Raw genomic sequence first — 17635 nt, 5'->3', positions numbered from 1 at the left:
TCCCTCGATCCTTGACCGGCTGACGCCGGCCGTGCGCATCTGCACGTTGTGGATGGGGCTGCCGCACCATCATTGATCTGAAACAACGATCACCTGCAGCACAGATGCTAGGGTGATTCGCAGGTCACGTCGCAAGGCTCCCCAGGCCGGTCAAGACAATCTCAGCGCGTGATGGAATCCGAGGACTTGATGGGACGACTACTGAATATCGTGACGCCACTGCATACTGCGACCAAGCGCGACTACATGGGGCGCATGAACGACGACAAGATCGGCTGCTCGCTGAAGGCGCGGGAATACGAGGCCGATTATTGGGATGGCGACCGCCGTTTCGGCTATGGCGGCTACCGCTTCATCGACGGGCGCTGGGCTCCGGTCGCCAAGGCGCTGATCGAGACCTATGGCCTGAAGGATGGGTCCAGCGTGCTCGACGTCGGCTGCGGCAAGGGCTTCCTGCTGTACGAGATGCAAAAGATCCTGCCGGGCTTGAAGGTCGTCGGCTTCGATATCTCCAAGCATGGTCTTGCAAATTCGCATGAGCAGGTGAGGCCGTATTTGTTCAACTATCGCGCCCAGGACGTCTATCCCTATGGCGACGACAGTTTCGACCTCGTCATCTCGCTCGGCACTCTGCACAATCTCAGGCTCTACGAGCTCGATGCGGCGCTCAAGGAGATCGAGCGGGTCGGCAAGAACAAATACGTCATGGTCGAGGGCTACCGGACCGTTGCCGAGTTGCACAACCTCGAATGCTGGGCGCTGACGGCGGAGTCCATCCTGCACACCTCCGAATGGATCTGGCTCTACGGGAAGCTCGGTTACACCGGCGATTACGAATTCATCTATTTCGAGTGACCGGGCTCAGCTCATGGACATCAAGACTGCCAAGGCAGCGATTCTCGTCGAGTCCGGCAAGCCGCTGATCGTCGACGAGTTCACCTTGCCCGATACGCTCGAACACGGCCAGGTGCTCGCGCACGTGCACACCTCGAGCATCTGCGGCGCACAGATCAACGAGATCGACGCCGTCAAGGGCGTCGACAAGTTCCTGCCGCACCTTTTGGGGCACGAAGCGCTGGCGACCATCATCGAAACCGGACCCGGCGTCGTCTCGTGCAAGCAGGGCGACACCGTCGTCATGCATTGGCGGCCGGGCAAGGGCATCCAGTCCAATACGCCGGTCTATTCCTGGCACGGCAAGCGCCTCAACGCGGGCTGGGTCACCACCTTCAACGAATATGCCGTGGTGTCGGAAAATCGCGTCACGCCTGTTCCCTCCTCGATCGATCGCACGAGCGCGCCGCTGCTCGGCTGCGCGGTGACGACCGCGCTCGGCGTCGTCAACAACGACGCGCAGGTCGCGATCGGCGAAGCCGTCGTCGTGTTCGGCGTCGGCGGCGTCGGGCTGAACATCGTGCAATTCGCCGCGATGGTCGGCGCCCATCCGGTCGTTGCGATCGACCGCCTCGACAACAAGCTGGAGATGGCGAGGCAGTTCGGCGCCACCCACACCATCAACTCCGAGACGGTGAAGGATGTCGCCGCCGAGGTTCGGTCCATCACGGGGGCTGACGGCCCCGACAAGGTCGTCGAGACCACCGGCGTCAGCCGTTTGATCGAGCTCGCCTACGAGGTCACCGCGAAGAAGGGCCGCTGTATCCTTGTCGGTGTTCCCCGCGACAAGGTCGAGATCTACACGCTGCCGCTACACTTCGAGAAGGTGCTGAAGGGTTCGGAAGGCGGGCAGTGCCAGCCGGCGCGCGACATCCCGCGTCTCGTCCGGCTCGACGAAGCCGGCAAGGTCAGTTACCGCGGGATCGTGACCCACGAGTTCGCGCTCGATGACATCAACGATGCGCTGGATTTGATGCGCAGCGGCACGTCAGGGCGGATCTTGCTAAACATCAGCTGAACGCCGCGGCCGATGTCGATCACACCAACGACTGGTCCTACCCGGTCATCTGGTGGCGAGGCGCGGATGGCGTTGACAAGGTCGTGGCGAGCGCGGGTTGCACCGGCCGCCGGCCGATCATCAGCGACAGCACGGCCGCGACGATCCCCGTTGCGCCCGCGATCATGAAGGCCTGCAGATAGTCTCCCTGCGCCGAGCGCGTGAAGCCGGCGAAGAAGTCGGCGCGTCCATCGGGAAGTCCACGATGCGCCGCAAGTGCACGCTCTTACGCGGCCGTACTGTCGATCGAACGGCGGATCTCCCGCTGCACTTCCGCGCTCGATAGAAACAGATCGTGATTGATGATGCTCCAGCCTTCCTGGGAAGCATCGACCACGCGCACGCCGAGTCGCTGGATGACAGCCTTCTCGGCGGCGCCGACCCTGGTCATTCCACCCGCGATTTGTCCCGACAGAGCCAGAGCGCGATCGTTCGTCGCGGCGATCACGGTGATCTTGCCGGCAAGCGGACCGATGCGGTGGATCGCCGACGTGAACACGTCCATGTCGATATCGGGTGCGGCAAACACGACCGTCCCGATCCTGCTCGTGACGGTGTCGCCGTATCGCGCATAGAGCTGACGCAGGCTCTCGAGCGTCAGCATGGTCCCCATGCTGTGCGCAACGATGTGCACGCGGCCGCCGCCTGACGTCGACACGAGGGAAGAGAGCACGCGTTCGAAATCGTCGCGGGACCACATCGCACTGTCCCGGTCATAGGCATAGTCGAACAATCCTGCCTTGGAGGGCCAGGAGAACACCATAGTCCGGCCGCGGAATTTGATCCCATCGGAGAGATGGGCGGCGTCGAGCGCGGCCGTCTCGAATGTCTGCTTGAAGCCGTGCACATAGATCAGCACGTCTCCTCCCGCGCCGGCCTGCGCAAGGAGATCGCCAATTTCGGCTTGCACCGGTTCGACCTGATCTAGGCGCCAATCGCCCAGTCCGACCGAGGCGAGGGAAAGTCGGCTCTCGTCCGGCGCCACCAGCCTTGCCCGCGCGACCGTCATTGCGGTCGCCCGCTCCGGCCCGAACCAGGGTTTCGTGCGGCCGCCCTTCACGGGCTTTCGTGTGGTGGCGACGAGCAGTGTGGGATCAACGGAAAGGGACGACGCGTCGTAGCGCGCGCCGGTCGCGCCCAAGCCTGCGCATCCGCCCAGCGCGAGAGTGCTGCCTGCCGAGACAAGCCCGCGCAGGAGCGCGCGGCGCGAAAGGGAATGATGAGAGTCGCGTTGTAGAAGATGTCGGACGATCACGCGGAACCTTTGGGAACTATGCCCACCATAGCGCCGCCCCGCCTAGCTCCCTGAACGACAATGGGGGCGAGAAGACGGCGGAGCAGCGTCCTGGCAGGTCGCGTGTCATGGCGTCCGTTCGCCGGTCTGCGAGCGATGCGACGAAGTTCCAACGCCTGGGTGGCGGTTGCCCATCAATGATGAGCCGACACGCCCCTGACGCATTGGGTCAACAGATCAACGGTGGCGAATTGGCCGACATGCGATGCACGGCTTTCGCCAGATCTCTCAGCGCCAGCCGAGCGCAGGCGCAACGTGCGTCAGGATCGCCTCGATCGCATGCGCGCAGTAGGCCACGCCCAGCTGGTTCGGGATCGTCAGCAGCAAGGTGTCAGCCTCCGCGATCGCCTCATCCTGCCGCAGCTGCTCGATCAGCACATCCGGCTCCGCCGCATAGGAGCGGCCGAAGATCGCCCGCGTCTGCGGGTCGATGAAGCCGATCTGGTCTTCGCCTCCGCGCTCCCCGCCGAAATAGGCGCGGTCGCGATCGTTCATCAGCGCGAAGATGCTGCGGCTGACGGACACGCGCGGCTCGCGGGCGTGGCCGGCTTCCTTCCACGCGGCACGATAGGCGCGGATTTGCGCGGCCTGCTGCACATGGAAGGCCTCGCCGGTCTCGTCGTTCTTCAGCGTCGAGCTTTGCAAATTCATGCCGAGCTTCGCCGCCCACACGGCGGTCGCGTTGGAGCCGGCGCCCCACCAGATCCGTTCGCGCAGGCCGGCGGTATGCGGCTCGAGGCGCAGCAGCCCCGGCGGGTTCGGAAACATCGGCTGCGGATTGGGCTCGGCAAAGCCTTCGCCGCGGAGCAGGTCGAGAAAGACCTCGGCATGGCGGCGGCCCATGTCGGCATCGCTCCGGCCGTCGGCCGGCCGGTATCCGAAATAGCGCCAGCCGTCGATCACCTGCTCGGGCGAGCCGCGGCTGATGCCGAGCTGCAGCCGGCCGCCGGCGATGAGATCGGCGGAGCCCGCGTCCTCCACCATGTAGAGCGGGTTCTCGTAGCGCATGTCGATCACGGCGGTGCCGATCTCGATTGTGCTGGTCCTGGCGCCGACCGCGGCAAGCAGCGGAAAGGGCGAGGCCAGCTGGCGCGCGAAGTGATGCACACGGAAATAGGCGCCGTCCGCGCCGAGCTGTTCGGCCGCAACCGCAAGCTCGATCGATTGCAGCAGCGTGTCCGCCGCCGAGCGCGTCTGCGACTGCGGCGAGGGCGTCCAGTGTCCGAAGGACAGAAATCCGATCTTTTTCATGGGGGCAACATATGGATGATCGGAAGAGTTTGCGAGACGTAGATCGGAGGAAAGATGGCAATACGGGGTGTGCACCCGTAAGCCCCCTTTGGGGAAACTGATTAGGCGCGGTCTGGACTGCTGCCCGATAGCGGGCCACGAACTCGGATCGCTCAACTTCAATCGGCCACCCGAGAAGCGTCCTCAGATGTCGCAACCGGTCAAATTCAATGCCTTGCGCAAGCCACCAAACGCCTTGAGCCGACAGGGCTCCGCATTGCTTGCGGCCTTTGAGCGCTGGAAGTTGGCAGTTCGCTTGACAGCGGTTGCCTTCGGCTTGGAACGTTCAGCGGTCGCGATCTTTTTCGGATTGTGCCGATGACGGACGATCGGCTCCGGCTCGGACGAGCCAATATGGGCGTCTTCTGGCGGAGCAACGCGGTCTTCCACCGAAGCAGTCTGTGTCGGCATCGCGCTGCTCACAGCGGCAACGTCGAGGCGGTCAGCCTTCGCCAGGGCGTCGTGTGAAGCAGAAGTGCCCGCGTCCTGCTCGGCAAGCGGCTGCACGATCGCGGCCGCGCGACGCGGTGGCGCTCTCAGCTCCATTGCCGACAGCATTCCTACACTCAACAGGATGAGGAGGCCCAACAACGCCATTCTCAGCATAATGCGCCTCTGACCCAGATTCGTGCCGCTGAAAATTCTCCGCGCCAATGAGGCAACTTGTCGACGGCTGCCGACTCGCGACAAATCATTTGCCGACAGGGTTAACGTCGGTGATGCTCCCGCATGTGCCGGTAATGCCGCCGCTCACGTCGGCTTCCGCGAGCAGACCGTACTTGGTCACGCAAAAATGGTCTGTCAGTGGCCCCGAGCCGAGCGCCACATGAGCGATCGTCATGTCTGCGGTTTGAGGGAGGCCGGACACCGCCTGACAGATTGGACGACCGCTGCTTTTGACCCGAACCGGACTTCGGTCGGTTTCAACGCGGCGCGAACTCCGGGGGATCACGGCTCCCACGGCGTCCCATAACGGCCGAAATGTGGCGCTTGCCGTGCCCACTCGCCTATTTCTTTCCCCTTCTGCGCCCAGCTTAGAGCGCGTTTCGTATCCACGATTGCCGCAAGCGCTCTTTGTGCTGAAGAGAGTTCGTTGCGTCCGGTGGAGCAAGCGATGCGTACCGAATCATGCTTTCAGCGCAAGCTGCGCCGCATGCTTGTTGCTGTCGCCATCGTTGGCCCCGTGGCGCTGACGCCCGAAATGAGTGCGGCCGAAGGCTTGCTTGATTTCTTTTTCGGTGGCGGCCAGAAGCAACAGCAGCAGACCTCGTCTTTTGATCCGCAATCACCACCGCCGCGGCCGGTCGTCGTAAGCGCGGGACCTGCCTTCTGCGTGCGCAGTTGCGACGGCAAATATTTTCCGCTGATGCGCGGCGCGGCCTCGCCGGCGCAGATGTGTAAGGCCTTCTGTCCGGCAAGCCCGACCAAAGTTTTCTTCGGCTCCAGCATTGACAGAGCCTATGCCGCAACCGGCGAACGCTACGCCGATAGCGAAAACGCCTTTGCCTATCGGAAGGCGCTGCGCGCCGATTGCACTTGCAACGGCCAAAGCCCCGCCGGTCTTGCATCAGTCGATCTCGCGATGGACGGCTCGTTACGCTCGGGCGACGCGGTCGCCACCGCTGACGGGCTCGTCGCTTATTCCGGCATACGGGTCGGTAACGACCAGAACCCGGATTTCACGCCGCTTCCGGCGGCGACCATCACGCGGAAGCCGGTGCCCGCGCGCGACTAGCGCGTAGATGCGGATTGATGCTGCAAGCAATGTCCGACGATCACCTCTTGCAGAGCTTCTTCCGTTGTTGGCCCTTTGCCGACTCGCAGGAGCGTACTGGCCATGTCTGGTTTTGAAGGCAGAACGGACACCGCCTCATTCGCGGGCTAAGGGATCATGTCTGCACGTCCCGGCGGGTCCCGGCTTTCCATGAATGCGCGCCGTGTCGACGAAGCGTGACGTCTCAGGCGTATGCCACCCAGCCGCGGAAGGTGAATCCGGCGTAGAACAGGGTCGGCTCGGAGAAGCCAGCGTTCCGCAGAATTGCCTCATCCTGCGCGGGCGTGAGGATCTCCAGATGGTTGGTGACGGCGTCGCGCGCGGCAGCCGCCTTGTCCGGCTCGACGCCGGATGCGGCCAGGAACGCCGAATATCGCGATAGCCACAGCGGCCGCTCATCGTCGCGATCAGGGATGCTGAAATGAGCGATCACGAAGGGCGCGCCCGGCTTGAGGCGGCGGCGGATTTCGGCGGCAATGCGACGCCGTTCCGCGGCATCGACGAAGTGCAGGGTCAACAGGCACGTGGCGCCGTCGAACGGCCCCTCCGGGGCAGCGTCGACATAGCCCCGGTGGAGATGCGCGCGCGAAGCGAGCGGGCCCAACGTTTGCCGCGCGAGATCGAGCATCGCCGCCGAGGGGTCCACACCATCGAAGGTCCAGCGCGGCTGCGCCTGCGCGAAAGCCCTCAACTCCAGGCCGCCTCCGGCGCCGAGGGCGAGGATTCGCGCGTCTTCACGCGCGCGCTCGGCCAGCAGGATCGCCGCCATGGACAGCATGGAATTGTAGCCGGGAACGAAGCGCGGCGGCCCTTCCGTGTATTTCGCCACTGCTTGCGGATCGGAGAACATGGCTTGAATGTCGGTCATGAGGTTGCCTTGCTGAACGGAGCCGATCACGCGTGATGCGCGCTGATGTCGCGGACCTTGCGGGCCCCGAGCCGCTTGCGCAGATCATCGCCCAGCATCGCCAGTGTCACCTTGCCAAAGCGTGACAGCAGCAGCGCCTCGGCATCTTGAAAGGTCCGATCCAGGGCGGCATTGACGGCCTGCTCGACGAGGCAACCCGGCGCCTCCGTCCGGTTGCCCATGGCCAGAAGCGAGGGACTGCCGAGCGCGGTGTAGACGTCGCGCAGCGTCACCTTTGAAAGCTCGCAGGCCAGCGTCCAGCCGCCGCCATGCCCCTTCTCGGAGCGGACGTAGCCGAGGTCCCTGAGGCCCGCCATGATGCGCCGGATCACCACCGGGTTGGTGTCCATCGCCTTCGCCAGGGTCTCGGACGTGAAGGGGCCAGGCTGCTGCGCCATGTGGAGAAGGACATGGAGCACGCCGGATAGACGGCTGTCTCGTTTCATGTAACTTCATATGTTGCATGATGGCGCCGAGGTCAAGGGGTCTCGGTGTGTGCGGTACGGAGCGAGCGCTCATCGCCCGGCGTGTAGATTGGATTCCAATCGATGGACTGGTTCGACTATCGTTTGGAGCATGATCCGCACAGCGCGTCGAACAGGCGCGAAAAAGCTCGCGCGCGGGACGCTGTGTGAAGCTTGACGATATCGATACGGAGTGGCGCCGGAGGCTTGCTCATCCCAGGCGCCCGACGATGCCATCCTGCTCCAGTCTTGCCCGACGGGTCAACGTCGGCGCAAAGCGCGTAAGCCATTGATCCCGCTCATGCAGGCTACTGTGCATGGGGTTGTTTTCAAATTTTCTATTTTGAAGGCAGGCCGGACCGGACCTCATCCGGCTTTGCCTACTTCATCACCCGCAGACCCTTGGTCGTGAACCGCTGCGTCTTGCCGCCGGGGCGCACGGGCCGCCTTGTGCCGGCGGCCTTGCCGGTGCCGGGCGGCTGGTGCGCTGGGACCAATTGGTCGGGACGGGAGCCGATCAGGTCGGCGCGGCCCATCGCCTTCAGCGCCTCGCGCAGCACCGGCCAGTTGTCGGGGTCGTGATAGCGCAGGAACGCCTTGTGCAGGCGGCGCTGCCGCAGGCCCTTGATCGCCTCGACCTTGTCGCTGCCGCCGTGACGCACGCCGCGCAGCGGATTGACGCCGGTGTGATACATCGCGGTCGCGGTCGCCATCGGTGAGGGCAGGAAGGTCTGCACCTGGTCGGCGCGATAGCGGTTCTTCTTGAGCCAGAGCGCGAGGTTCATCATGTCCTCGTCGGTCGTGCCCGGATGCGCCGCGATGAAATACGGGATCAAGTAATATTTCTTGCCGGCCTGCTCGGCCGCGGCATCGAACATCCGCTTGAACTGGTTGTAGGCGCCGATGCCCGGCTTCATCATCTTGTCGAGCGGGCCGCGCTCGGTATGCTCCGGCGCGATCTTCAGGTAGCCGCCGACGTGATGGGTGACGAGCTCCTTGATGTATTCCGGGCTCTCCACCGCGAGGTCGTAGCGCACGCCGGAGGCGACCATCACCTTCTTGATGCCCTTGGTCTCGCGCACCTTGCGATAGAGCCGGATCAAATCGTCATGCGACGTGTTGAGGTTCGGGCAGATCTCCGGGAAGACGCAGGACGGTCGCCGGCACGCCGCCTCGACCTTCGGGTCCTTGCACGCCATCCGGTACATGTTGGCGGTGGGGCCGCCGATGTCGGAGATCACGCCGGTGAAGCCCGGCGTCTTGTCGCGGATCTTCTCGATCTCGCGCAGGATGGAGCCTTCCGAGCGGTTCTGGATGATGCGGCCCTCATGCTCGGTGATCGAACAGAAGGTGCAGCCGCCGAAACAGCCGCGCATGATCGTCACGGAGAACTTGATCATGTCCCACGCCGGGATCTTGGCATCGCCGTAGGACGGATGCGGCGCGCGCGCGTAAGGAAGATCGTAGACCGCGTCCATCTCGTCGCTGGTCAGCGGGATCGGCGGCGGATTGAGCCAGAGATCGCGGTCGCCATGACGCTGCACCAGCGGCCGCGCATTGCCGGGATTGCTCTCCCGGTGCAGCACGCGTGACGCACGCGCATAGGCTTCCTTGTCCTGCTCGACCTGCTCCAGCGCCGGCAGGCGAATGACGGTCGCGCCCTTCTGGCGGGTTGCGCCCTCGTCGGCGGAGTCGAGATCGTCGGCGTGCAGTTCGCTGTAATCCTCGGGCACGCGGCGGAACAGCGCGACGCCCCTGATGTCGTCGAGCTCGCGCGGCGCTTCGCCGGCGGCAAGACGGTTCGCCACTTCGACGACGGCGCGCTCGGCATTGCCGTAGAGCAGCAGATCTGCCTTGGCGTCGGCCAGCACCGAGCGGCGCACCTTGTCGGACCAGTAGTCGTAATGGGCGATCCGGCGTAGCGAGGCCTCGATGCCGCCGAGCACGACCGGCACGTCCTTGAACGCCTCGCGGCAGCGCTGGGCATAGACGATGGTGCAGCGGTCCGGCCGCTTGCCGCCTTCGCCGCCCGCCGTGTAGGCGTCGTCATGGCGCAGGCGGCGGTCCGCGGTGTAGCGGTTCACCATGGAGTCCATGTTGCCGCCGGTCACGCCGAAGAACACCTTTGGCTTGCCTAACGCCCTAAACGGCTCGGCCGAATGCCAGTCCGGCTGCGCGATGATGCCGACCCGGAAGCCTTGCGCCTCCAGCAGCCGGCCGATGATCGCCATGCCGAAACTCGGATGGTCGACATAGGCATCGCCCGTCACCAGCACGATGTCGCAGGCATCCCAGCCGAGCGCGTCCATCTCGGCGCGGCTCATCGGGAGAAACGGCGCCGGCTTGCGCGGGCGGGCCTGGGCCATCAGAGGCTTTTCGGCGGCGATGATCTGGGTGTCCATGGCGCATACGCATAGGACTCCGGAGGCGCGAATACAACCGATCGCTGGGCTGTCTTCGACGATTCCGGTTCCCGCGTGGCGCGCAATTCGGCAACGCCAGTCGCGCGGGCAGCGTCAGCGGACTGTGATGGAGCAATCGCAGATCCGATGCCGGCCGCGGTGAGAACCCGGACGACGGATCGCTCATATGATGGGCAAGGAAGCTTCTGACGGCGGTCAGCTTGCGCCGACAGTTCCGTCGGCCCCGCGTTGCGGTTCATTTGCAGGAACCAACCGCCCCCGCGAACATTCTGATGAAGGCACCGGCGCGAGCTCTGCTCGCGCGCGCCGCGACGATCCCGGCGCCAGTGCCCGCAACCGGATTTTTGCCTTGATGCTCGCTTCGGGGCGATGGGGGACTTGTGAGTACGGTCATAGAGAACCTGCTGGCGCGGAAGCAGAAGCTCGTAGAGGAGCTCGAGACGGCGCAAACCGTCGAGGACCGCGACAGGATCGAGCATCAGCTCGAGCAGATCAACACCGCGCTGGATTTCCTGGACAGGCCTGGTCCGAAGGACGGGCGGTAGAACCGCTCACTCCACTTTCAACGCCTCCACTTTCAAGGCCTTGGCGTAGACCACGCCCGAATTGGTGATGTGCGTGGTCATCAGCGCTTCGAAAGCCGCAAACGCGCCGCGCGCGAACAGGTCCAGCAACTTGCGGTGCTCGTCGAAGGACGTGCGGGTGCGCACGTCGATCGGCGAGGTCAGATTGGTGCGCAGCGCCGCGACGCGGCCGGAGACGAGCTGGTAGGATTCGACGAGGTAGCGGTTGCCGCAATGGGCGAACAGCGCCTCGTGGAACGCTGCATCGGCGCGGCCATAGGCGATGTTGTCGCGGGCCGAGACCGCCGGCTCCATCGCCTCGATCGCCTCGCTCATCGTCGCCACCGCACCATCGCGATCGTGGCGGAAGGCGAGTTCTGCGGCCTTGGGCTCCAGCGCGATCCTGAAAGTGCAGAGCGCGGCGATGTCGTCCGCGCTCGGGGTGAAGACAAAACTGCCGACCTGCGGGCGGATCACCACGAGCCCCTGCGCCTGCAACTGGCCCATCGCCTCGCGCACCGGCGTCCGGCTGACGCCGAAGGAATTCGCCACCATCTCCTCGGAGATCGCCGCGCCGAGCGCGAACTCGCCGTCGATGATCGCCTGCCGCAGCCGCTGCATCACCCGCTGCGACAGCGATTTCGGCGTATCGAGCTTCAATGATCTCATCGGCGCTCCCATCACCGTGCAACCGGTCAGATCACCTTGCCGGGATTGAGCAGATGATCGGGATCGAGCGCGGCCTTCAGCGTCCGCATCAGCGCGATCTCGGCTTCGCTCCTGGCATGACCCAGCCATTTCTTCTTCAGCGTGCCGATGCCGTGCTCGGCGGAGACGCTGCCGCCCATCTCGCGCACGAGACCGTAGATGATCGCGTCCATCTCTTCCTTCGGCTGCTGCTCGACGGAAAGCCCGGTGACCCAGGACACGAGGTGCAGATTGCCGTCGCCGATATGGCCGTAATAGACGCTCTCGCAGCCCTTGATGCCGTCGGCGAGTGCGGCCTTGCAGCGCGTGACGAACTCGTCCATCCGCTTAACCGCAAGGCCGATGTCGTAGGAGATGTGCGGGCCCAGCACTTGGCCGAACTCGGCGCAGATGTCGCGCACCCGCCAGAAGGCTTGCGTCTGCGCCAGCGATTGCGCGACGGCGGCATCGGCCAAGAGCCCGCGCTCCATCAATTCCTCGAGCCAGCTCTGGAAGCGTGGCGCATCCAGGCTTTCGTCGGTGCCCTGCGCTTCCACCAGCACGTAGAGGCCGTGACCCGCGGCGACCGGCGGCTTCACGCCGGCGCGCGTCGTGATCACGTCCCAATAATCCGGCCACATCACCTCGAACGCCGACAGCAGCGGGCCGAGCCCGCTGCGCGCGGCGTCCAGCAGTGCGATCACCGCCGCATAGTCCTTCAGCGCGCAGAGCGCCGCCATGGTCGAGCGCGGCTTCGGGAACAGTTTCAGCACCACGCGGGTGATGATGCCGAGCGTGCCTTCCGAGCCGATGAACAGATGCTTCAGGTCGTAGCCCGCATTGTTCTTCATCAGCTTGTTGAGATTGGTGATGATGGTGCCATCAGGCAGCACCACCTCCAGGCCGAGCACCAGCTCGCGCGTCATGCCGTAGCGGATCACGCGGTTGCCGCCGGCATTGGTGGAGAGGTTGCCGCCGATCGCGCACGAGCCGCGCGAGCCGAGGTCGAGCGGAAAGAAGAAGCCGGCCTCGTCCGCGGCCTTCTGGATCGTCTCCAGCGGCGTGCCCGCCTTCACCGTCATCGTCATCGACGCGCGATCGATCTCCTCGATGCCGGTCATGCGCTCCAGCGAAATCGCGACCCAGCCCGCTTCAGGCGAGGCACCGCGGCACAGCCCGGTCAATCCGCCCTGCGGTACGAACGGCAGATGCGCCTTGCGGCAGGTCAGAATCGCATCGGCAACGCCCTGCGCATCGAGCGGACGGATCACCGCCCGCGGCGTTTGCGGCAGGCTCGCGCTCCAGTCGTTGCAATTGCGCGCAGGCACATCGGTGCCGGTCAGCACGGCGGCCGCGCCGAGCTTGTCGCGCAAGGCCGCGAGCAATTGGTCGGGACGCTCCACAGGGGTCACCATGTCCATGCAAGACCTCCTCAAAATCTGGCCGCGTCTGTCGCGCGCCTGCTGCGCGACGGGGATTTGCGTCTGTCTTGTATGTAAGGTACAAGGTGAAAAGTAAAGCAAAAACAAGTCTCCGCTGAGCCCGGAAGATCGTTAGGGATCAGAGGCTTAGTCCGAGACCGCAGCAAAGGGTGGTGTGATGATGGAGGCAATTCGCGGGTTCTGGGTGGCGTCGGCGACGCCGCTGGCGACCGACGGTGGCGTGGATCACGCCCGGCTCGCCGCCCACGCCAAGCAACTCTTCAGCAAAGGCGTCGACGGTGTCGTGCTGTTCGGCACCACCGGCGAGGGTACCTCCTTCAACGTCGCCGAACGCGTCGCGACCATCGAAGCCATGCTCAAGGCCGGCGTCGCGCCGGAGCGCATCGGAATCGGCGGTGGATTTCCCGCCATCAGCGACAGTATCGCGCTGACGCGCGCCGTGCTCGGCCTCGGCCTGCGCCACGTGCTGCTGTTGCCGCCTTACTTCGACCGCAGCGTCACGCCCGAGGGTATCGAGGATGCCTTCGCTGCGATCATCGATGGCGTTGCCGACGATCGCCTGCGTGCCTCGCTCTATCACATCCCGCAGATCTCCGGCGTTGCGATTCCGACCACGGTCGCCGCAAGCTTGCGCAAGCGCTATGGCAAGCTGGTTGCAGGCTTGAAAGACTCCAGCGGCGACTTCAAGCAGTTCCAGGCGTTCCGCGCAGCTAGCCCGGAGCTCGCCATCACCGTCGGCAACGAAGCCGACATCGCCCGCGCCATCGCCGCCGGCGGCGCCGGCACCATCTGCGGCATGGCGAACGTTGCGCCGGAGCTGGTCAAGGCGATGATCGACGGCAAGGATGTCGAAGCACGCATGCAGGCCGCGATCGACGTCGTGGTGAAGACGCCATCCTTCCTCGCAACGCTGAAGGCGATCCTTGCGGCGCAGACGGGCGATGCAGCGTGGCTGCGCGTGCGCCCGCCGCTCCGGGCCTTGTCGGACGGCACTGCGTCCAAGCGGAAGCTCGACGAACTGATGGCTCCTGCCGTCGTGTGAAATCCCGCAACGTTGCGACAAGCCGCCGCGGATTTCGCGCGCAGCGCGTCGCGATCGTGCGCGAGAGCAATCCTTGATTGCTGTTCCGCGTCCATCCGCGCTTAGAACCATTCAACACTAGAGGGATTCAAGCCCGCCTACGGTTCTCTTCATTCGCAACGGCTGTTAGACGCGCCAGCTTCAATGCTGTGTCTGACTTGGAAGTGAATCGAAAGTGCGTGCCCATCTGGGTGGCCGCGTCAGCGGTCATCGAATTCGTGCCGGCGGGAGCCGTGCAGGTCTTCTCATCGGAGCAGCCGTGCTGCTCGCCGAATATCCCTCCAACACGACGAGCGCGCAGGCGCAATCGGCCCTGCCGCCGGTGACGGTGGAGGCGCCGGCACAGCGGCCGAAGCCGGCGCGTGCATCGGAGGAGACTTCACGCCGCACCCAGACCGCCGCGCGCCAACGCAATCGCAATGCCGCGCCGGCAGCGCCGACAATATCCGAGCGCGCGGCCGCGGAGGCCGCCGCGCAGCAAGCCGCCAAGCTCGGCTACCGTGCGATGCCGAGTGCGACCACGCTGCGCAGCGGCGCCTCGCCGCTCGATACCTCGCAGGCCGTCAACATCGTTCCCGAGCAGGTGTTGAAGGACCAGCTCCCGCGCAACATCGACGACGCGCTGATCAATATCAGCGGCATCACCCAGACTAACACGCTCGCCGGCAGCCAGGACGCGGTGATCCGCCGCGGCTTCGGAGACAACCGCGACGGCTCGATCATGCGCAATGGCATGCCGCTGGTGCAGGGCCGCAGCCTGAACGCCGCGGTCGAAAGCGTCGAGGTGCTGAAAGGACCGGCCTCGCTGCTCTACGGCATCATGGACCCCGGCGGCATCGTCAACACCATCAGCAAGCGCCCCGAGCTCTACCAGCACGGCTCGGTGACGCTGCTCGGCTCGGCCTTCAGTGCCTCCAAGACCGGCGCCGACGGCCTGCTCGACGTCACCGGTCCGATCGGCGACCAGGGCCTTGCCTATCGCTTCATTGGCTACGGCGTCAGCGAGGATTACTGGCGCAATTTCGGCCGTCACCGCGAGATGCTGGTCGCGCCGTCGCTGGCCTGGTACGGCCAGGACACCACGGTCCAGCTCAACTACGAGCATCGCGAGTTCATCTATCCGTTCGATCGCGGCACCGCATTCAATCCGGTGACGAAAGCGCCGCTGGCAGTTCCAGCCGACCGCCGGCTCGACGAGCCCTTCAACAACACATGGGGCACCTCCGACCTGATGCAGGCGTCGGTCGAGCACCGCTTCAACCAGGATTGGAAGCTCTACGCAGGCTATAGCTACAACACCGAAACCTTCAGCGCCAACCAGCTCCGCATCACCGGCATCAACTTCGCGACGGGTGCCGAGACGCGCAGCAATGACGGCACAGGGAGCTCGCTCAGCAATGTCAGCTACGGAACGTCCTACATCTCCGGTGGCTTCTGGCTCGGCAACATGCGCAATGACGTGGTGTTCGGCGGCGACGGCCAGTATCGCACTATCTACCGCGACGTTCTGATCCGGCAGGCAACTCCCGCCTTCAATGTCTACAATCCCGTCTACGGGCTGATCGGGCCGGGGACGACGGCCTCGAACAGCGACAGCGCCCAGACTGACAAGCTCGGCCAATGGTCGTTATTCTTCCAGGACACGCTGCATCTGACCGAACGGTTCGCACTGGTCGGCGGCGTGCGCTACATGGACTACGACCAGATCGCCGGCCGCGGAAAGCCGTTCGTCACCAACACCAACGTGTCCCAGGACAAGGTACTTCCGCTCGGCGGCGCCATTTTCAAGCTGACCGACCAGGTCTCGCTTTATGCGAGCTATACCGAGTCACTGAAGCCGAACTCGACCATTGCCCCGATCGGCGTCACGATCGACTCCAACGTCGCGCCAGAAGAAGGCGTGTCATACGAGACTGGCGTGAAGTTCGATCTGAACAAGCGCATCTCCGGTACACTTGCGCTCTACGATCTCGACAAGAAGAACGTGCAGACGACGAAGACGAACAGCGCGGGCGTGGTGGAGCTCCACACCGTCGGCCGTGCCCACTCGCGCGGCATCGAGTTGGACGTCACCGGCAGGCTCACCGACAGCTGGGCCTTGATCGGCAGCTATGGCTACACCGATGCGCGGGTGACGGCGTCCGAAGATCCGACGCTCTACGGCAAGAAGCTGCAGAACGTCGCGCTGAACACGGCCTCGCTCTATCTGGTCTATGATTTTGGCACAGCCTTGCCGGGTCAGCTCCGGCTCGGTGGCGGCGCGCGCTATGTCGGCGACCGTCCCGGCGATTCGACCAACACCTTCTTCCTGCCGTCCTATGTCGTCGCGGACATTTTCGCGACTTACGAGACCAAGTACGAGCAGTTCCCGGTCGTCTATCAGTTCAACGTCAAGAACCTATTCGACACCGTCTATTATCCTTCTGCCGTCAACAATCTGAACGTCGCCATTGGCGATGCTCGCCGTGTCTCTCTGTCGGCGACGGTGAAGTTCTAACGATGGCAGCGCGGCTGGGGCACACCATCAAGGCCGTCCTGCGCCAGGTCCACTCCATCGCGGGCCTCGCGCTCGCGCTGCTGCTGTCCCTGATCGCGCTGACCGGCGCGATCATGAGCTTTGAGGACGAGATCGTCGACCATCTGAACGCCGGCATCATGCAGGTCTTGCCGCGGTCCACGCCGGCGCTGATGCCGGACGAACTGGTCGCGCGGCTGAAGGCGGCCCAGGCTTTCGGCAAGGTCTCGGCCGTCACTCTGTCGAGCGATCCGGCCGCGGCGGTGCATGTCCGCTTTGGCCGCGATGAGCAGGGCGGGCGGCCGGCTTCGCTCTATCTCGACCCCTACGACGCGCGCGTGCTGGGTTCGCCGCGGGGCGAGGAATTTTTCGCGACCGTGCGCAGGCTGCATCGCTGGTTGCTCATCCCCGGCGATGCCAAAGGCTGGGGGCGCCAGGTCACCGGCGTGGCCGCGCTCGGCCTGATCGTCATGCTGGTTTCGGGTCTCGTGCTGCGCTGGCCGCGCCGTGCCGGCAGCGTGAAGATGTGGCTGAAGCCCAATCTCGGACTCAGCGGACGCGGTCTGCACCGAACGCTGCATGCGGTGATCGGCACCTGGGTTCTTCCGATCTATCTGGTGATGACGCTCACCGGGCTCTGGTACTCGTTCGATTGGTACAAGGACGGCGTCGCCTGGCTGCTGTCGCGCCCGCATGTGGCAGCCGCGAAGATGCAGCCCAAGATGCCTGCAAAGGCGCCGCGCGTGGCGGCCGTTTCCGAGCCGGCCCGGCCGATCGGATTCGACCAGGCATGGACTACGTTCCAGCGCGAGGAGGGCGACCGCTTCTCCAGGGCCCTGCTGACGCTACCCGCCGGCCCCGGCACGGCGATACGGATCCGGTCGTGGGGTAAGGATTCGACGCTCGAGGCCACGCGCGACGAATTCCGCGTTGATGCCGCTACCGGTCAATTGGTCGCCGCGGATCGCTACGCCGACAAGACCTTCGGCGAGAAGATCATCGCGGCCGTGTACGACATCCATCGTGGTGCGATCCTGGGGTGGCCGGGCAAGCTCGCGTTCATGATTGCCGCGGCCTTGATGCCGCTATTCGCGATCACCGGTCTCCTGCTCTACCTGTCGCGCCGCAGGTTGCGGCGTCCTGCGCAGCCGCCGCTCGGGCTCCTCGTTCCCGGCGAGTGAGCTGCGCCGGAAAGACTAGCCAACTCGCCTGCGATCGTTCAAAAGCCCATGGCCTGTCCTCTC

General features: G+C 64.7%; 17 protein-coding genes. 7 read left to right on the top strand and 10 right to left on the bottom strand.

All coding sequences use genetic code 11. The annotated features are described in order from the left end of the window. Positions 1 to 189: 189 nt before the first annotated feature. Both EI171_RS01770 and EI171_RS01765 read left to right on the top strand, forming a co-directional pair. Positions 190 to 855, top strand: a complete 666-nt coding sequence (locus tag EI171_RS01770) for a class I SAM-dependent methyltransferase (protein WP_028175493.1) — start codon at positions 190 to 192, stop codon at positions 853 to 855. A 13-nt stretch (positions 856 to 868) separates the two neighbouring features. Continuing rightward, positions 869 to 1912 (top strand): zinc-binding dehydrogenase, encoded by a 1044-nt coding sequence (locus EI171_RS01765; protein ID WP_161532415.1) that lies wholly within the window; start codon positions 869 to 871, stop codon positions 1910 to 1912. Between the two features lie 37 nt (positions 1913 to 1949). Here the strand turns inward: EI171_RS01765 and EI171_RS46365 are convergent, their stop codons facing one another. From EI171_RS46365 to EI171_RS01745, 5 genes are all read right to left on the bottom strand, one after another. Beyond that, entirely contained in the window at positions 1950 to 2078 is a 129-nt protein-coding gene (locus EI171_RS46365; RefSeq protein WP_256380410.1) for a hypothetical protein, read from the bottom strand. A 99-nt stretch (positions 2079 to 2177) separates the two neighbouring features. Then, the gene (locus tag EI171_RS01760) at positions 2178 to 3206 is read right to left on the bottom strand and encodes an alpha/beta hydrolase (protein ID WP_202633090.1); all 1029 of its coding nucleotides are present in this window, start codon (positions 3204 to 3206) and stop codon (positions 2178 to 2180) included. Positions 3207 to 3473: 267 nt separating this feature from the next. Next, complete coding sequence (locus EI171_RS01755) at positions 3474 to 4496, bottom strand: LLM class flavin-dependent oxidoreductase (protein ID WP_161532414.1); 1023 nt, start codon at positions 4494 to 4496, stop codon at positions 3474 to 3476. Positions 4497 to 4679: 183 nt separating this feature from the next. Beyond that, complete coding sequence (locus EI171_RS01750; protein ID WP_161532413.1) at positions 4680 to 5141, bottom strand: hypothetical protein; 462 nt, start codon at positions 5139 to 5141, stop codon at positions 4680 to 4682. A gap of 85 nt (positions 5142 to 5226) precedes the next feature. Continuing rightward, positions 5227 to 5376 carry a hypothetical protein gene (locus tag EI171_RS01745; RefSeq protein WP_161532412.1) on the bottom strand — a complete coding sequence of 50 codons (150 nt, stop codon included), beginning with the start codon at positions 5374 to 5376 and terminating at the stop codon, positions 5227 to 5229. Positions 5377 to 5637: 261 nt separating this feature from the next. On the opposite strand from EI171_RS01745, the gene EI171_RS01740 reads away from it, so the two are divergent. Further along, positions 5638 to 6270 carry a DUF2865 domain-containing protein gene (locus tag EI171_RS01740; protein WP_028175498.1) on the top strand — a complete coding sequence of 211 codons (633 nt, stop codon included), beginning with the start codon at positions 5638 to 5640 and terminating at the stop codon, positions 6268 to 6270. A gap of 223 nt (positions 6271 to 6493) precedes the next feature. On the opposite strand, the gene EI171_RS01735 is transcribed toward EI171_RS01740, so the two are convergent. The 3 genes from EI171_RS01735 to EI171_RS01725 form a co-directional block, all read right to left on the bottom strand. Next, positions 6494 to 7177 carry a class I SAM-dependent methyltransferase gene (locus EI171_RS01735; RefSeq protein ID WP_028175499.1) on the bottom strand — a complete coding sequence of 228 codons (684 nt, stop codon included), beginning with the start codon at positions 7175 to 7177 and terminating at the stop codon, positions 6494 to 6496. A gap of 26 nt (positions 7178 to 7203) precedes the next feature. Then, positions 7204 to 7662 carry an Rrf2 family transcriptional regulator gene (locus tag EI171_RS01730; protein ID WP_161532411.1) on the bottom strand — a complete coding sequence of 153 codons (459 nt, stop codon included), beginning with the start codon at positions 7660 to 7662 and terminating at the stop codon, positions 7204 to 7206. A 398-nt stretch (positions 7663 to 8060) separates the two neighbouring features. Further along, positions 8061 to 10082, bottom strand: coding sequence for a YgiQ family radical SAM protein (locus EI171_RS01725; protein ID WP_161532410.1), 2022 nt, complete (start codon positions 10080 to 10082; stop codon positions 8061 to 8063). 401 nt (positions 10083 to 10483) lie between these two features. On the opposite strand from EI171_RS01725, the gene EI171_RS44575 reads away from it, so the two are divergent. Next, the gene (locus EI171_RS44575) at positions 10484 to 10648 is read left to right on the top strand and encodes a hypothetical protein (RefSeq protein ID WP_171901136.1); all 165 of its coding nucleotides are present in this window, start codon (positions 10484 to 10486) and stop codon (positions 10646 to 10648) included. A gap of 6 nt (positions 10649 to 10654) precedes the next feature. On the opposite strand, the gene EI171_RS01720 is transcribed toward EI171_RS44575, so the two are convergent. Then, entirely contained in the window at positions 10655 to 11335 is a 681-nt protein-coding gene (locus EI171_RS01720) for a GntR family transcriptional regulator (RefSeq protein ID WP_161532409.1), read from the bottom strand. Positions 11336 to 11361: 26 nt separating this feature from the next. Further along, positions 11362 to 12774 carry an FAD-binding oxidoreductase gene (locus tag EI171_RS01715; protein ID WP_161532408.1) on the bottom strand — a complete coding sequence of 471 codons (1413 nt, stop codon included), beginning with the start codon at positions 12772 to 12774 and terminating at the stop codon, positions 11362 to 11364. A 178-nt stretch (positions 12775 to 12952) separates the two neighbouring features. Between EI171_RS01715 and EI171_RS01710 the strand changes: the two genes are divergently transcribed. The 3 genes from EI171_RS01710 to EI171_RS01700 all read left to right on the top strand — a co-directional run bounded on the left by EI171_RS01710 (position 12953) and on the right by EI171_RS01700 (position 17572). Continuing rightward, positions 12953 to 13837, top strand: coding sequence for a dihydrodipicolinate synthase family protein (locus tag EI171_RS01710; RefSeq protein WP_161532407.1), 885 nt, complete (start codon positions 12953 to 12955; stop codon positions 13835 to 13837). A gap of 214 nt (positions 13838 to 14051) precedes the next feature. Beyond that, positions 14052 to 16373 (top strand): TonB-dependent siderophore receptor, encoded by a 2322-nt coding sequence (locus tag EI171_RS01705; protein WP_161532406.1) that lies wholly within the window; start codon positions 14052 to 14054, stop codon positions 16371 to 16373. A 2-nt stretch (positions 16374 to 16375) separates the two neighbouring features. Further along, positions 16376 to 17572, top strand: a complete 1197-nt coding sequence (locus EI171_RS01700) for a PepSY domain-containing protein (protein WP_161532405.1) — start codon at positions 16376 to 16378, stop codon at positions 17570 to 17572. Positions 17573 to 17635: the final 63 nt, after the last annotated feature.

The sequence above is a fragment of the Bradyrhizobium sp. LCT2 genome (genome assembly GCF_009931255.1).
Taxonomy (GTDB): Bacteria; Pseudomonadota; Alphaproteobacteria; order Rhizobiales; family Xanthobacteraceae; genus Bradyrhizobium; species Bradyrhizobium diazoefficiens.
This window is presented reverse-complemented; position numbering and strand designations above follow the sequence as displayed.

Bases quoted from the DNA above. Each gene is read 5' to 3' on its own strand.
- EI171_RS01770 (WP_028175493.1), top strand. From the start codon at position 190: ATGGGACGACTACTGAATATCGTGACGCCACTGCATACTGCGACCAAG.
- EI171_RS01765 (WP_161532415.1), top strand. From the start codon at position 869: ATGGACATCAAGACTGCCAAGGCAGCGATTCTCGTCGAGTCCGGCAAG.
- EI171_RS46365 (WP_256380410.1), bottom strand. From the start codon at position 2,078: ATGATCGCGGGCGCAACGGGGATCGTCGCGGCCGTGCTGTCGCTGATG.
- EI171_RS01700 (WP_161532405.1), top strand. From the start codon at position 16,376: ATGGCAGCGCGGCTGGGGCACACCATCAAGGCCGTCCTGCGCCAGGTC.
- EI171_RS01710 (WP_161532407.1), top strand. From the start codon at position 12,953: ATGATGGAGGCAATTCGCGGGTTCTGGGTGGCGTCGGCGACGCCGCTG.
- EI171_RS01735 (WP_028175499.1), bottom strand. From the start codon at position 7,177: ATGACCGACATTCAAGCCATGTTCTCCGATCCGCAAGCAGTGGCGAAA.
- EI171_RS01725 (WP_161532410.1), bottom strand. From the start codon at position 10,082: ATGGACACCCAGATCATCGCCGCCGAAAAGCCTCTGATGGCCCAGGCC.
- EI171_RS01745 (WP_161532412.1), bottom strand. From the start codon at position 5,376: ATGACGATCGCTCATGTGGCGCTCGGCTCGGGGCCACTGACAGACCAT.
- EI171_RS01720 (WP_161532409.1), bottom strand. From the start codon at position 11,335: ATGAGATCATTGAAGCTCGATACGCCGAAATCGCTGTCGCAGCGGGTG.
- EI171_RS01730 (WP_161532411.1), bottom strand. From the start codon at position 7,662: ATGAAACGAGACAGCCGTCTATCCGGCGTGCTCCATGTCCTTCTCCAC.
- EI171_RS01750 (WP_161532413.1), bottom strand. From the start codon at position 5,141: ATGCTGAGAATGGCGTTGTTGGGCCTCCTCATCCTGTTGAGTGTAGGA.
- EI171_RS01755 (WP_161532414.1), bottom strand. From the start codon at position 4,496: ATGAAAAAGATCGGATTTCTGTCCTTCGGACACTGGACGCCCTCGCCG.
- EI171_RS01715 (WP_161532408.1), bottom strand. From the start codon at position 12,774: ATGGACATGGTGACCCCTGTGGAGCGTCCCGACCAATTGCTCGCGGCC.